Raw genomic sequence first — 14,581 nt, forward strand, 5'->3', positions numbered from 1 at the left:
GCGCGCATGAACCTGGACCCCTCCACACAGAAGTTCGTCTCGGACCTGGCGGCGTCGAACAGCCCGCCGCTGTACACCCTGACGCCAGAGCAGGCGCGGGAAGTCCTCCTCAAGGCGCAGTCGATTCCAGTGTCCATGCCGGACGCGGACGTGGAGGAACGCAAGCTGCCCGTGGGGCCCAGGGGCTCCGTCCGGACGCTGCTCTTCCGGCCGAAGGGGAGCAAGGAGCGCCTGCCGGTGCTGATGTTCGTCCACGGCGCGGGCTGGGTGATGGGAGATGCCAGGACGCACGAGCGGCTGGTGCGGGAGTTGGTCAAGGGGGCGAATGTCGCCGCGGTGTTCGTGGACTATGGCCGCTCGCCTGAGAACAAGTTCCCCGTGGCCATCGAAGAGGCCTATGCCGCGACGAAGTACGTGGCGGAGCACCCGGACGAGTTCAACGTGGACGCCCGCCGCATGGCGCTGGTGGGGGACAGCGTCGGGGGGAACATGGCGACCGTCGTCAGCATGCTCGCGAAGGAGCGTGGTGGCCCGTCCATCCGCTTCCAGGTGCTCTTCTATCCCGTCACCGACGCCAACTTCGACAACGGCTCCTACCAGGAGTTCGCGGAGGGGCCTTGGCTGACGCGCAAGGCGATGAAGTGGTTCTGGGATGCCTACCTGCCGGAGGCCGGCAAGCGCGTGGACCCGCATGTGTCCCCGCTGCGGGCGTCACTGGACCAGCTCAAGGGGCTGCCTCCCGCGCTGGTCATCACCGATGAGAACGACGTGCTGCGTGACGAGGGTGAGGCCTACGCGGCGAAGCTCTCCGAGGCGGGTGTCAACGTCACCCAGGTCCGCTTCCTGGGGACGCACCACGACTTCGTCATGCTCAATGCGCTGGCGCAGACGCCGGCGACGCGGGGCGCCATCGAGCTGACCACCACCAAGCTGCGCGAGTGGTTGCACGCGAGCTGAGCCGGCCGAGGTGCTCGGAGGTGCTCCGAGCACCTCCGCCACAACGCAGATTCGCGAGCCTTTCATTTTCTGAGAGCCGGCCGGGAAGACTGGCAGGCGCATGACGGGCGCTGGCTCTCCGAGGCAATGGCTGCATGACGGCTGCCTCTCAATCTTGGCGCCTCCCCCCCCGCTGCATTGGAGGCCGTCATGAAGCGCCTGTCTCTCAAGTCCTCATTCGCTGTTGCCAATTGCGTGAGTGGTATTGCCGCGCTGGCGTTCACTGTCGCTCCCGCGGCGGCGTTCGCGCAGGTTCCCCCACCCGAGTTCGCCCTGGTCGAGTGCGCGCAGGGAAACCAGAGCCAGAACTACGCGCCGGCCATCTCGCTCTTCGCCCGCCCGGTGAGCGTGACGGGCTCGGGGCAGTTCTCGTCCTGTCTGGATGCGACGAACCCTGGGATTGCCTTTGGTTCATTCACCATCACCGGGAACGGCGCGGCGAGCTGTCTGATGGCGAGCGTGCCCACCCAGAACACCGTGACCTGGAATGACGGCTCGCAGAGCGTCATCGAGTTCATCGGTGGGGTGGATGTGCGGCCGGTGGGGATGACGATGGTGACGCTGCTGGGCCGGGTCTCCAGCGGCCGGTATGAGAACGCGCTCGCCATCAAGACGATGGACGTGTCGTCCGTGCCCGGGGTGACTCAGTGCATCCTCGGCGGCGTGCGCTCCGCCACGGCGAACGTCTCGCTGTCCCTGCTGCGGCTGTTCTAATCGCTGCCCGCGGTATCCAATTCGCTGGGGCCCGAGGTCGTGGCCCCAGTTGGGGCGAACCGTGGCTGTCAGGAAGGCGCTACCCGGGGCGACCCTGGGCGCCATGCGAATCCTGAAGCTCGAAGCGGAACCGTTGTACCTGTGGCCCTACCTCTCCGCGGCCCCCAGAGGTGGAACCGAAACCCAGAACCTGCCCCTCCTGCAGGGGAAGGTCGACGCATTGCCAGCGGGGCTGGATGCCCTGGTGGTGACGTCGGACCTGCAGGGAGTGGCGCCTCGCGCGCTGCTGGGAGGCGCGGTGGCCCTGCTGGGAGAAGTCCTGGCGGATGGGCTCGCATCCTTGAGTGCGGAGGGCGTGTTGCCTCCGCTTGAGCACACGGGCGTGGTGCTGGCGGGGGACCTGTTCTCCGACGACACCGCGCTGGTGCGGGGGGCATCAGGGGACGTGCGGTCCGTATGGGATGCCTTTGGACGACAGTTCCGCTGGGTGGCGGGCGTGGCAGGAAATCACGACACCTTTGGCACTGCGCGCGAGCGGGCGCAGTTCTTCCGCCAGCGTCCGGAGCAGCAGATGCTCGATGGCGACGTGGTGGATGTGGATGGGCTTCGGGTGGGCGGCGTGAGCGGCATCATCGGCCGTCCGGACAAGCCGGGCCGGCGCGACGAAGAGGCGTTTCTCCGGAGCCTTCGTGACGTCATACGGCAGGACCCGGAGCTGCTGGTGCTCCACCAGGGACCCGATGTGCCTGGAACGCGCATGCGTGGAAGCGCGGCCATCCGGGAGGGCCTGCCGGCCCGTGACGACCTGTTGGTGATTTGTGGCCACGCGCACTGGGACACGCCGCTGGTGGCGCTGCCCGCGGGGCCTCAAGTCCTCAACGTGGACAGCAGGGCCGTGATTCTCACGTGCTGAAGTCGCGGGCTCCGCGCTGGCTGTCCCTCAGGGCCTCAGGCGGAGAAGGAATCCATCCTGCGGGCGAGGGTAGGGCGTGCCTTCCGGAAGCGAGCGCGCCAACGCGCCCGCCGCCACCGCGTGGCCGCTCGCATCCACCGCCACCGTGCGCGCCAGGGTGGGGCTTGGACTGGTGAAGCTGCGCACCCAGAGCGAAGCGCCGTCCTCCGGGTGGAACCTGGCCACGTAGAGGCCCGCGGGCACGCCGCCGCCGCCCAAATCCAGCCCGCCATCATGCGAGCCCGCCAGGGTGAGCTGCCCGGCATCATCCGTGGCCAGCGCGGTGGCGGTGGCCGCGAAGGAGCGCGCCCAACGTTCCTTGCCATGGGTATCAAAGACAGTCACGAAACCCTGGTAGCTGCTGGAGGTGTGAGGCTTCCCCCGGAAGTAGAAGCGTCCGGAGAAGTTCCCACCGACGAAGACGCGGTCGGGGCCCACCGCCAGGGCATTGGCGGTGCCCTCGGTGCCACGCAAGTCCCGGCTCCAGGCGTGCGCGCCGTCTGAAGACAGCTTCAGCACGAAAGGCGTGCGCTGGCGCACCGTGACGAGCGTCGGCCCGCCAAAGCAGACGGAGCCCGCATAGGCACCCGCGACGTGCACGCCGCCAAAGACATCCACCGCCACGGCCCGGGCCGTCACCAGGCCTTCATCCCCCGCGGCCCAGGTGCGGCTCCAGCGCGTCTGGCCGCTGGCGTCCAGGCTCACCGCGAAGGCGGAGCGCTGGCCCTGAGGGGATTCCCTCACGCCGTCGCCGAAGTCGCGTTGGCCCTGGAAGTCTCCCACCAGCACCACGCCGCCAGTGCCGTCCGGCGCGAGCGCATTGACGGTGAGCGCACCCGTGCCGTTGAAGTTCCGCACGCGCTCCAGCGCGCCCTGGGGCGACAGCCGGGCCAGGAAGGCTCCGGGCGGGATTTTCACCTCGCCCAGCGCGAAGCCGGCGGAGACGCCGCCCAGCCACGCGTTGCCTTCGCCATCCACGGTGAGCCCGCCCACGTGCGCGCGCGCGGTGTCTGCCGCCGGTGTCAGCCCATGCGCCCAGCGCAGGGTGCCTTCCGAAGAGAAGCGCGCCACCAGCAGGTGAGGCGCTTTTGATACGTGGTTGAAGGGCAGGGGGCCTCCCCCAAGGTCCAGAGGCTCACGGTAGGTCGCCGCGACGAGGACGTCCCCGTCGGGAGCCACCACGGCATGTGGCGCTTCGCTGTCCCCCAGTACCAGCGGACGCGTCCACGCCAGGACCCCCTCGCCCTCACCTGCAGCCGACCCCGCCACCTCCAAGCCCGGAGCGCGGGCTGCCGCGTGCGCCCTCTCCCCGCACCCCGCCAGGAGAAGCCCGAACGCCAGCACCCCGATTGCCCATCGCCGCCTCCCCACCATCCCCGCCCCGGCCTCTCCCCCAACCCCAGCCCCGACAACCCCCTGCCCCTCAACCGCGGAAGCGCTTGTGCAAGGGCATTGCCAGACGCCGTCGCGGGTCGGCTCTCCTCTGGAAGCGGGCGGAACATTGCCCCCGGGACAGAGGCGGGTGTCGGGTGCGCTGAAAAAACTCCCTGTCCGGCAGGGAACGTCGGAGGAAAAACGACGGCCTGCCCGACCTTGAGGGCAGGTGTGTGCCTGGTGCGCCAAAGCGAACGCCCGCCAGGTGGCCTGAGGGCCGCTGGCGGGCGCTGGGTGCTTCCACCTGCTTCAGGGGTGAATCAGAGCACCTTGACCTGAATCTCCTTCAGCACCTGGTCCCCGCGCAGCACCGACACCGTCCAGGTGCCAGGCTTGTTCAGCCGCAGGCCCGTCCACTGCCGCGCGCGCCAGCCCTCGCCCTTGATCTTCACGTCCTTCGTCTCACGGACGACGGCGCCTTGCTTCGACTGCACCATGATGTCCTCGACGGAGTCGCCCTGCGGCACCAGGTAGGCCTGCCACAGCATCACGCTGGTGCCGGCCTTGATGCCTTCCGGGCCGACCTCGGTGGTGCACTCGTACTTGTTGGGGCCTTCCTTGGCGACCTCGGTGCAGACCTTGGCCTCCACCAGCACGGGGCTCTGGCCCTGGCCCTTGTAGAAGTAGTTCCAGGTGTCACGCACCGCGTCCGCGTCCGGCGCCTTCACCTGCGCGGCGGCGGGCTCCGCGTCCTGCGCCATGGCCACCGGCGACATTCCCAGCACCGCGCACAGCAGGCTCCGCGTCAGCATCTTCGCCATCTCAAGTCCCCTCGTTCTCGTGATGTGGCAGGCCCCCAGGCCCGCCTTGCCAGGCTGGGTCTAGCACACCCCGCGCCGCCGCTCAGCCGAAGAGGAAGAAGGCCAGCGTCACCAGCGGCAGGTACACGAGGAAGGCCACCAGCAGGAAGCCCAGGAGTTCCTTGAACTCCAAGCGCGCCACGGCCAGCAGCGGCAGCGCCCAGAAGGGTTGGATGAGGTCGGTGGCCATGTCACCCCACGCATACGCCAGCACCACCTTCTCCGGCGCCACGCCCAGCCGCGTCGCGGCGTCCAGGAGGTAGGGCGCTTCAATGGCCCACTTCGAGCCGCCGGAGGGGACGAAGTAGTTCACCACGCCGCTGTACAGGTAGACGATGGCGGGGAACGTCTCGCGCGTGGACAGCGACACGAACAGCTCGCCGATTCGCTCCGTCAGGCCGGTGGCCTTGAAGATGCCGTAGATGCCCGCGTACAGCGGGAACTGGAGGACGATGCCGTGCAGCACGGTGCCGGCCTCCTCGCTGGCCTTGAGCAGCCGCGCGGGGGTGCCGTGCAGCAGCACCGCCAGCACCAGGAAGGTGAAGTTCACCACGTTGAGGTTGAGCGCGCGCCAGCCGCCGTTCATCCACAGGTGCCGCGCCAACCACACGAGCCCCAGGACGCCGATGACGGTGTTGAGCAGCCGCGAGTGGTCCAGCCACAAGGCGAAGCCGCGCTCGGCGGGGCGCGGGGGCGGGGTGAAGTCACCCAGGGACTCCAGCACCGCCGGGTCCACGCGGACGGTGTTCTCCGGCTTCGGGTGCAGCACCCACGCCAGCAGCGTCAGTCCCGCCACCACGGCCAGCGTGAGGCCGATGTTGAAGGGCGAGAAAAGCGTCCTGTCGATGGGCAGCACGCCCAGGCTCTTCTCCAGGAAGTGGCCCGGCGTGGCCACCAGCAGCGGCGCGGAGGCGGACAGGCCCGAGTGCCAGGTGGCGCCCAGTCCGAAGTACGCGCACGCCACCAGCAGCCGGTAGTCCACGTCCGGCCGGCGCTTCACCATGAAGCGCACCAGCATGGCGCTGGCCACCAGGGACAGGCCCCAGTTGACGTAGGCCAGGGCCATGGAGACGAAGGCCATCCACGCCACCGCGCCCCGAGGCGTGCGGGGCACCCGCGCCGCGCGCTCCAGCAGCGCGCGCACCGGGCCGGTGAGGGCCAGCAGGTAGCCGGTGAACATCACCAGCGCCATCTGCATGGAGAAGCCGAGCAGCTCCCAGAAACCGCCGCCCCAGGCATCCAGCACGGCGGGCGGCGCGGCGCCGGCCCAGCCGGTGGCCAGCGCCATGGTGAGCAGCGTGAGCAGGACGGCGATGGCGAACGCACTGGGGACGAAGCGCGAAGAGAAGCGGCCGAGGCTCTCCGCGATTCGGACAAGGGTCTCCACGAGGTGTCGCTCCTTGGCAGGGCCGGCACGTTACGGCATGCGCGGCGCGCCGGTGGCGCAATCCCGCCGCGAGTCCTGGCCGCACGAGCCCGGGCGCGCCGGCTCCCCTGGCCGCGGGGGTGCCCGGAGAGGGAGGGCGGAGGTTCCTTCCGCGCCGCACGGTGTCAACGCTCCAGGATGCGCCGACTGCTGAGACACCTGCGCTCCGTCCTCCGCGTCCGGCCAGGAAAGCCCGCCATTGGCGCGGGCTTGCGGACCGCGCTGGCCACCGCCGTGCCCCTGGTCCTCGCGTTCCTGCTGGGCGTGAAGGATGCGAGCTGGGGGGGCTTGTCCGGCCTCCTGGTCTCACTGGCGGACAAAGGCGGCTCGTACCGGACGCGCGCGAAGGAGCTGGGCGCGGTGACGCTGCTGGGTGCGCTGGTGGGCGCGCTGGGCGCCCCGGGCGGGTCCACGCCGTGGCTGGACGTGTCCCTGATGTGGCTGGGGGTGACGGCGGCGGCCTTCGCGCGGAGCTACGGAGAGACGGCGGGCTCCGTCGGCGGGCAGCTCGCGGTCATCTTCGTCGTGTCGCTGGGCGCGCCCGCGGTGGGCGTGGATGCCGCGCTGGCCCGCGCCTTCTGGCTGCTCTTCGGCGGCCTGTGGGCCATGATGCTGTCCCTGGTGCTGTGGCCCTTGCGGCCCTACCGCCCGGCGCGGAGGGCCATCGCGCGCGTGTACCGGGAGCTGGCGGAGGCGTGCTGGGATTTGGGCCGCCTGTCGCGCGAGGGCGCCAGTTCCCAGGAGTGGGTGGAGGCCGCGGAGCGGCACATGAGCGTGCGGCCCCTCATGGAGCAGGCGCGCGCCACGCTGGGGGCCATGCGCGGCAGCAATCTGGGCAAGTCCCGGCGGGGCGAGCACCTGCTCGTGTTGCTCGAGACGTGCGAGCCGATGTCCGCCCAGCTCATCGCCCTGGCCGAGGCCATGGAGGCGGCCGTGCGCGAGCCCCGCTTCCTGCCGCTGCGCGCGCGCGTGGACTCGCTGTGTGACGCCTACGCGGCCATGGCGAGCTGGGTGGAGCAGGTGCTGGTGCGCGAGCGCAATGAGGGCGTCCCGCGCGCGCCCCGGATGGTGCCTCGCTCGCGCAGACGGCACTACCGGCCCGCTCCAGGCATCCGGAGCCGCGAGGACCCGCTGTCCATCCACGTGGAGGCGCTCTTCGGGAAGCTGCGGGAACTGGCGGGAGTGGCGCACGAGACGGCCGCGGGCCTGCTCCATGGCGACCCGGTGTCCGACCGCGGGCGGAGCGTGGTGGGCCATGAGCAGCGGCGCGCGCGCTCGTGGCTGGCCCCGCTTCGCGACCACCTCCGCTCCGACTCGCTCGTCTTCCGGCACGCGCTGCGCGTGGGGCTGGTGGCGACGACGGCGCTGGTGGTGACGCGGGCGCTGGGCATCCGCGACGCCCACTGGGTGAGCCTCACCGTCATCGCCATCCTCCAACCGTATTCGGCCATCACCGAGGAGCGCGCGCTCCAGCGCGTCGGCGGGACGCTGCTGGGCGCATGCCTGGCGGCGGTGATTGCCACGCGCGTGCATTCCCCCTCCGCGCTGCTCGCCGTCATCGTCCTGCTCACGGCGGTGTCGGTGTCCCTGCTGCCCATCAACTTCGGTGCCTTCCAGATTCTGCTCACGCCCGACTACCTGCTGCTGGCCACGTTGAGCTCGGGGGACTGGAGCCTCGCCGGCCAGCGCGCGCTGGGCGTGCTGGTGGCCTGCGCGCTGGCGCTGATGGGCGCGTGGCTGCTGTGGCCCATGCCGGAGCGCCGCCGCTTCCCAGAAGCCGCGGCGGCCGCGTTACGCGCGGATGGTGAATACCTGCGCGAGGTCATCTCCCGACGCAGCGGCACCCGGCCCGAGGTGGGCGCCGCGCGGCGCACCTTCGGACTGGCGCTGCTGGACGCGGAGGCCTCCTTCGAGCGGCTCACCGCCGAGTACCACGGCCCGCCCCAGCAGCTCGAGTCAGGCATGGCCGTCATCACCTATGCGCGCCGCTTCGCCACCGTGGTGACGGCCCTGGGCATGGAGCGGCCGGAGGCGGAGGTCCCCGGCCAGTTGAAGCAGCTGGCGCACCAGGCGGGGCGCGCGCTCGACGAACTCGCGGACGCGCTCAGGGACCGGCGCGTGCCGCCGCCCCTGCCGCCGTTGAAGGTGTCATGCAAGACGGATGACCCCGTCTTCGGCGCGTTGCTCGAAAGGGTGCCCCGCCAGCTGGGCATGCTGCACGGCGCCGTGTCACGGCTCAGCAGTGGCACCGTCCTGCGGTGACCCGCGTCAGGGATGGGCCTCCCGCTGCGCCGTCGCGGTGAGCACGGGCAGCGAGACATGGAACGTGGAGCCTCGGCCCGGCTCGCTGTCCACGCAGATGTGGCCGCCGTGCCGTTCGATGATGTCCCGGCAGATGTAGAGCCCCAGGCCCAGGCCCCCGAAGCCGGACACGGGCGCGTTGCTCGCGCGGAAGAAGCGGTCGAAGAGGTGCGCCTGCTCCTCCTGGGAGATGCCGATGCCGCCGTCCGCCACGCTGAGCACGGCGTTGCCGTCCGCATGAGACAGGGAGACGCGCACGGTGCCGCCCAGCGGGCTGTATTTGACGGCGTTCTCCAGGAGGTTGGCCAGCACCTGCGACAGCCGGCCCCGGTCGCCCATGACGAGGAGGTCCTCCTGGGGAAGCTCGCACGTGAAGGCATGCTCCGCGCTGAGGGCGCGGAACTCCGAGCACGCCTCGTTCGCCAGTTCCAGGAGCGACACGGGCTCACGTTGCAGCTTCAGCCGGCCCGCCTCCACGCTGGAGGCGTCCACCAAGTCATTGACCAGCGCGGACAGGCGGTGCACCTGCGCCATGGCCTTGTCCACGCGCTCCGGTGCGATGGGCTCCTTGGCCGTCAGCGTCCGCTTCAGCAGCTCCAGGTGGAGGCGCAGCGGCGTCAGGGGCGTCTTGAGCTCGTGGGCGGCGATGGAGAGGAAGTCGTCGCGCACGCGAATGGCCTCGTGCGCCTCGTCCAGCAGCCGCTCCTGCGTGCGCTGTGCGTGCACGCGCTCGGTGATGTCGCGGAAGCTCCAGACGCGGCCGGTGATGAGCCCGCGCCACCGCTGGGGCAGGGAGTAGTGCTCCAGGATGCGGCCGTCGCGCAGTTCGATGATGCCGAAGCTCTCCTGCCATGGCTCCTCGTACAGGGCCTGGACCCGCGAGAGGAAGGCGTCCGGGGCCTTCAGCTTCTCGCGCACGGCCGCGAGCAACGTCGCGTCGTGCGTGCAGGCCGCCAGTCCCGTCAGTCCCCAGAGTTGCTCGAACTGGCGGTTGCAGGCGGTGATGTGTCCGTCCCGGTCGACCACCAGCAGTCCGTCCGCCGTCGAGTCGAGCGTGGCCTCCAGCAGGGACACCGTCTGCTCCAGCCGCTCCTGGGCCTGATGCTGCTCGGTGACGTCCACCATGAGGCCGTGAAGCCGGTGGGCGTGGCCGTCCTTGGACAGCACGGTGACGATGTCACGCAGCCAGACGATGCGGCCGTCCGCGGCCAGCATCCGGTATTCGAATTCGTGGGGAAGGCATTGCTCCACCGCGGAGCGGCAGTAGGTGGAGGCCCAGTCCCTGTCGTCCGGATGCAGGTGCTCCACCCAGAAGTCGGGCTCCGTGAGCCACTGCTCCACCGGATAGCCGAGCAGCCGCTCCGCCTGCTTGCTGACGAAGATGAAGCGGATGGCGGGGTCTGCCTCCCAGACGATGCCATCGACGTTGTCGACCAGCGTGTCATGTCCACTCCGGGCAGGGGGGCTGACGACCCCGGCTGCGTCCAGGCCCGGCTCCCTCTCCGACATGGCGCGCTCCCTCCCCTGGAGCGGGGGCTCTCCCGTGTCTCAGGCCCCTTCAATCAATACACCCGGGGAGCCCGGCGCCACCGGCCCCTTACGGCCAGTGGTGCATCGTCCGCCAAATCTCCGGGGCCGGGCAGGCCGGGGCGCCCCGGTGCAAGGCCTTGCTTCCGCGCGGGGAATGCACAGGCGGAGACATGCGATGATGGCGCACCGAGCCCGCCCCATGACGCCTCCTCGCCCCACCCGTGCCCGAGCGAAGTCATCCCGTGAGGACCGTTGGCTGGGGCGCGTCTTCTTCGGCCCCCGGCGCTTGATGTACGCGGGGCCACTCGCTCCGACGGACCCGCATGCCCACCCCACCTTCCAGGTCCTGCTGTCCCTGGACGCGCGGGTGCGCCTGCGCGACGCCCGTCAGCAGGAGGTCGAATGCCAGGCGGCCGTCGTTCCTCCGGACGCCGAGCACGCCATCGTTGAAGGCGCCCTGGCCACGGTGCTGCTCCACGTCCCCGCGGAGGACCTGGTGGGCCGCCGGCTGGCGACGCTGGGCATTGGCGCGGACGCAGCCGCGTGGGGCGCGGCGGGCGAGCGTTTGAGGGCTTGTGGCATCGACCGGTTGCCGGTGCGCTGGGCGGAGGCCGAGGCGCAGACGCAGGCACTGCTGCGTGAGCTCCAAGCCGACGCGGGCGTCGCGAAGCCCACCCACCCCGCGGTGAAGAAGCTGCTGCGGCTGCTGCCAGAGGCGCTGGATGAAGACGTGCGGCTGGCCACGCTCGCTCCGCGCGTGGGCTTGTCGGTGGGCCGGCTGTCGCATCTGTTCAGCGCGCAGGTGGGCTTCCCCTTGCGGCCCTACATCCTCTGGCTGCGCCTGCACCGGGCCGCCGGGCACCTGCAACAAGGCGCGTCCCTCACCGAGGCCGCGCACGCCGCGGGCTTCACAGACAGCGCGCACCTGAACCACGCCTTCCGCCGCACCTTCGGCCTCAAGCCCTCGGAGATTGCCGGGGTGGTGGAGTGGGTGCGCCCGCCCTCGCGATAGCGCGTTCTTACAAGCCGGCGGGGGCTTCGTGACGCGAAGGTGGCGACATGACCGGGAAGAATCCATGTCGATGAAGGCGAAGCTGCGCGCCGCTTTCGAAGCGGAGCTGCGCGAGGCCCATGAAGCGGAGTCGCGTTCGGAGCATGTGCGTGCCTGGCGGCACCTCGAGCGGGCCCACGTCCTCAGCCAGGCCCACGCGGGCCCTCACGTGCGGGTGCACTGGCGCATGCTGGGGTTCGGGTGGCGCCGGCGGAACGCCGCGGAGTGGGTGGGGCAGGTGGTGCGGCTGCTGGTCGCCGCGCCGGGCTCATGGCTCGGGCGGGCGCCGTTGGGAAACACCGGTGGCGCGAACGTGGGCATCCTCACGCCCATGCCCATTCCCGACGACCTGCGCGCCCTGCTGGACGCCGACCGCTGAGGCCCTTCCGTCGTTCACGGCCCGCGCGGCTCTCTTCTCGCATTCCGAGGCGCGCGCTGGGGCGAATTACGGTATGGAACGGACATCATGTCCTCTTCCGAGCAACCCGCACGGCAGGACGCACGCGTATCGACTGGCGTGCCTGGGCTTGACGCCGTGCTGGGCGGCGGCCTCGTGTCGTCGGGTGTCTACATCGTCGTGGGGGAGCCGGGCGCGGGGAAGACCCTCTTCGCCAACCAGCTCTGCTATCACCAGGGGCGCGCTGGCGCGCGGTGTCTGTATGTCACGCTGCTCGCGGAGTCCCACGCTCGCATGCTGGCCAACATGCGGGACATGGCCTTCTTCGACTCGGCGCTGCTGCCCGAGGGCGTCTACTACGTCAGCGGCTTCCGCACGCTGGAGGAGCAGGGGCTGCCGGGGTTGTTGGAGCTCTTGCGGCGCGAGGTGCGCAACCACAACGCGAGCATCCTGGTGCTGGACGGCCTGGTGCAGGCGCAGGAGGCGGCCGGCAGCAGCCGCGACTTCAAGAAGTTCATCCACGAGCTTCAGGTCGCCGCCGGGCTGACGCGCTTCACGGCGCTGCTGCTCACCAGCGCCAACGGTCCCGCCGTCCATCCGGAATACACCATGGTGGATGGCATCCTGGAGCTGCGCGAGCGCACCCAGGGCGTGCGTTCCTGGCGCGAGCTGCAGGTGCGCAAGTTCCGGGGGAGCGCCACGCTCCACGGCGTCCACTCCTTCCGCATCACCAGCGACGGTCTGGAGGTCTTTCCCCGGTTGGAGTCACGCGTCCAGCGCACGCCGCCGCCGGACCCGGGCGCCCATCGCCTCCACTTGGGTGTTCCATCCCTGGACGCGCTCTTCCCGGAGGGGTTGGCGGCGGGGTCCACCTCCCTGGTGCTCGGTCCGCCTGGCGCGGGCAAGACGCTGCTGGGCAGCAGCTTCCTGGCGGAGGGGCTGAAGCAGGGTGAGCACTGCCTCTACATGGGCTTCTACGAGCCCCCCAACCGGCTGCTGGGCAAGGTGGCATCCGCGGGCATCGATATGGGCGGCGCCATGGCGGACGGACGGCTCAGCTTCATCTGGCAGCCGCCTTCCGAATGCATTCTCGATGTGCTGGCGGACCAGCTCCTGTCGGTCGTGCGGCGGCGCAACGTGAAGCGGGTGTTCGTGGACGGGCTCAGCGCCATGCAGCAGGCCTCGCCCGAGCCCGCGCGCATCAATTCGTTCTTCGCGGCCCTCACCCAGGAGCTGCGTTGCACGGGGACCACCACCCTCTTCGGCATGGAGACACCGCGGCTCTTCGGTCCGGTGCTGGACGTCCCGATGGAGGTCGGCCCTTCCGCTGTAGCGGAGAACCTCTTTTTCCTGAGACATGTCGAGCTTGAAGGCCGCCTGCGCAAGCTGCTGAGCATCTTCAAGATGCGTGACACCCACTATGACCCCACCCTGAGGGAGTTCGTCGTCACCCCCCAGGGAATCGAGGTGCTGCCCCCCTTCAGTGTCGCTGTGGATACCTTGCTCACGGGACTTGCCCGGCATCCGGGCGCTGGCCATTTCTGAACGAACGTCGAGGAGTAGTACCACCCGTATGGAGACGGTCCTGGTGGTGGATGACGAGCAGGGCATCCTGGAAGCCCTGGCGGACCTCCTTCGAGAGGAGGGCTACCGCGTTCTGACGGCCTCTCACGGACGTGAGGCGCTGGAGCGGATGGCGGAGCTCCGGCCGGACCTGGTCCTCACTGACTGGATGATGCCCGTCCTGGACGGACCGGCCCTCATCGCGCGCATCCGGGCTGAACCGGCCTACAAAGATGTATCACTCATGGGGATGAGCGCGGTGGACGTGTCCTCGCTGCGGCATCTGTATCCCGGCATGCCGTTCCTCCAGAAGCCCTTCGACATCCACGCGCTGATGCGACAGGTCCGCAAGGCCCTGGACGGAAAGCAAGGCTGAGCCCCATGTTCTACCTGCTCAAGCTGGGCCCTGTGCCACTCAGCCAGGGCAACACGCAGGTACAGGTGTATCTGCGTATCTCCGATGCCGGAGAGCCCGCCGCGCCCGTCTTCGAATCGGATGACGGGGCCGGGCTGCGGGCCCTGCTGGAAGGAGTGGACGCGGCGGAGGTTCGCTGCGAGCCGGCGCTGGCCGCCGCGGGCGCGGAGCTGGGGCTCGCCGTGGCGGAGCCTTCGCCGCAGGCGCTGTCTTCCTGCGCGGCCATCGCTACCTTCGTGGCGTGGGGGCAGCGAGGCTTGTCCGGGCTTGGCTCGGACAAGGCGCTGCTCTTCGTGCAGGCGTCGACGGAGTACTGGGATGCGCGGCCCTGGACGCATTGGGATGACAGCCAGCCCTTCGAGGTGGCCGTCACCGGGCCGATGAACCACACCTTCGAGGGGTGTGTCTTCCACATGGGAGACGGGCGCGCGGGACTGGCGCTGTACTTCAAGCCGGGCGCGCTGCAGATGCTGATGGAGATGCAGGCGCGTGGCCAGGGTGACGCCGCCACCAGCCTTCCCGCGATTGCCGTCACGCTGGACACATCTCCTTCGTATGCCGTGGACGCGCTCACCGCCGCGGGGCGCGCGCCGCGCCTGCCGTTGCCCCTGAAGACGGGGCCGGACGGCATCAGCGTGCCGTCTCCGCTGGAGTCCCTGGTGCTGGTAGCGTCATTGCGCGCCGTGGCCCGGCTGTCACCGGAGCAGCGCGAAGTGCTCAGCAGCGTCGTGGCCGGAGACGAGCAGATGCAGGTGCGCGTCCGCGCGCCCGCGCCCCGCGTCCGTCACTGAGCCTGTCTGCTCTGTCGGCGAGCGCACCGGACTGTCACGCCGGGTGGCGGCGCGTTTGAGCCAGTGTTGGCTGCCGGACGAAGTCCTCCTGGAATGTCGCCTGATAGCCAGCCGAGCGCCTCGGGGGGGCTGGTTCAAGTGTGCGAAAGCGCGAGAAAACACGCTCCAGCTGCGAGATTCCCGCAGGACGGCAGCCCGTGCTTCGCCGTTC

At 70.1% G+C, this 14,581-nt stretch carries 13 protein-coding genes; 9 read left to right on the forward strand and 4 right to left on the reverse strand.

The features are described 5' to 3' along the window. Window positions 1-6 precede the first annotated feature (6 nt). The 3 genes from BHS09_RS03630 to BHS09_RS03640 all read left to right on the forward strand — a co-directional run bounded on the left by BHS09_RS03630 (window position 7) and on the right by BHS09_RS03640 (window position 2,623). The gene (locus tag BHS09_RS03630) at window positions 7-957 is read left to right on the forward strand and encodes an alpha/beta hydrolase (RefSeq protein WP_140797178.1); all 951 of its coding nucleotides are present in this window, start codon (window positions 7-9) and stop codon (window positions 955-957) included. A 189-nt stretch (window positions 958-1,146) separates the two neighbouring features. Further along, the gene (locus BHS09_RS03635) at window positions 1,147-1,710 is read left to right on the forward strand and encodes a hypothetical protein (RefSeq protein ID WP_237080177.1); all 564 of its coding nucleotides are present in this window, start codon (window positions 1,147-1,149) and stop codon (window positions 1,708-1,710) included. 103 nt (window positions 1,711-1,813) lie between these two features. After that, window positions 1,814-2,623: a metallophosphoesterase family protein gene (locus BHS09_RS03640; protein ID WP_140787250.1), complete on the forward strand. Its 810-nt coding sequence runs from the start codon at window positions 1,814-1,816 to the stop codon at window positions 2,621-2,623. Window positions 2,624-2,650: 27 nt separating this feature from the next. On the opposite strand, the gene BHS09_RS03645 is transcribed toward BHS09_RS03640, so the two are convergent. The 3 genes from BHS09_RS03645 to BHS09_RS03655 all read right to left on the reverse strand — a co-directional run bounded on the left by BHS09_RS03645 (window position 2,651) and on the right by BHS09_RS03655 (window position 6,283). Continuing rightward, complete coding sequence (locus BHS09_RS03645; RefSeq protein ID WP_237080178.1) at window positions 2,651-3,844, reverse strand: hypothetical protein; 1,194 nt, start codon at window positions 3,842-3,844, stop codon at window positions 2,651-2,653. Between the two features lie 512 nt (window positions 3,845-4,356). Further along, window positions 4,357-4,857 (reverse strand): hypothetical protein, encoded by a 501-nt coding sequence (locus tag BHS09_RS03650; protein ID WP_140797180.1) that lies wholly within the window; start codon window positions 4,855-4,857, stop codon window positions 4,357-4,359. Window positions 4,858-4,939: 82 nt separating this feature from the next. Continuing rightward, window positions 4,940-6,283 carry a short-chain fatty acid transporter gene (locus BHS09_RS03655; RefSeq protein WP_140787255.1) on the reverse strand — a complete coding sequence of 448 codons (1,344 nt, stop codon included), beginning with the start codon at window positions 6,281-6,283 and terminating at the stop codon, window positions 4,940-4,942. Window positions 6,284-6,460: 177 nt separating this feature from the next. Here BHS09_RS03655 and BHS09_RS03660 point away from each other — a divergent pair, with 177 nt between their 5' ends. After that, window positions 6,461-8,584: an FUSC family protein gene (locus BHS09_RS03660; protein WP_140787257.1), complete on the forward strand. Its 2,124-nt coding sequence runs from the start codon at window positions 6,461-6,463 to the stop codon at window positions 8,582-8,584. A gap of 6 nt (window positions 8,585-8,590) precedes the next feature. Here BHS09_RS03660 and BHS09_RS03665 read toward each other — a convergent pair whose 3' ends face one another. Further along, window positions 8,591-10,132 carry a PAS domain-containing sensor histidine kinase gene (locus BHS09_RS03665; protein ID WP_140787258.1) on the reverse strand — a complete coding sequence of 514 codons (1,542 nt, stop codon included), beginning with the start codon at window positions 10,130-10,132 and terminating at the stop codon, window positions 8,591-8,593. 220 nt (window positions 10,133-10,352) lie between these two features. Here BHS09_RS03665 and BHS09_RS03670 point away from each other — a divergent pair, with 220 nt between their 5' ends. The 5 genes from BHS09_RS03670 (at window position 10,353) to BHS09_RS03690 (ending at window position 14,370) form a co-directional block, all read left to right on the forward strand. Beyond that, on the forward strand, window positions 10,353-11,165 hold the full coding sequence (locus BHS09_RS03670) for a helix-turn-helix domain-containing protein (RefSeq protein WP_237080179.1): 813 nt from the start codon (window positions 10,353-10,355) through the stop codon (window positions 11,163-11,165). A gap of 64 nt (window positions 11,166-11,229) precedes the next feature. Continuing rightward, entirely contained in the window at window positions 11,230-11,583 is a 354-nt protein-coding gene (locus tag BHS09_RS03675) for a DUF3703 domain-containing protein (protein ID WP_237078021.1), read from the forward strand. Window positions 11,584-11,670: 87 nt separating this feature from the next. Beyond that, window positions 11,671-13,146, forward strand: a complete 1,476-nt coding sequence (locus BHS09_RS03680; RefSeq protein WP_140787263.1) for a DUF7125 family protein — start codon at window positions 11,671-11,673, stop codon at window positions 13,144-13,146. Between the two features lie 28 nt (window positions 13,147-13,174). Beyond that, entirely contained in the window at window positions 13,175-13,540 is a 366-nt protein-coding gene (locus tag BHS09_RS03685) for a response regulator (protein WP_140787265.1), read from the forward strand. A 5-nt stretch (window positions 13,541-13,545) separates the two neighbouring features. Further along, the gene (locus BHS09_RS03690) at window positions 13,546-14,370 is read left to right on the forward strand and encodes a hypothetical protein (RefSeq protein ID WP_140787267.1); all 825 of its coding nucleotides are present in this window, start codon (window positions 13,546-13,548) and stop codon (window positions 14,368-14,370) included. Window positions 14,371-14,581 lie beyond the last annotated feature (211 nt).

Origin of the sequence: Myxococcus xanthus, assembly GCF_006402735.1 — a bacterium.
Taxonomy (GTDB): domain Bacteria; phylum Myxococcota; class Myxococcia; order Myxococcales; family Myxococcaceae; genus Myxococcus; species Myxococcus xanthus_A.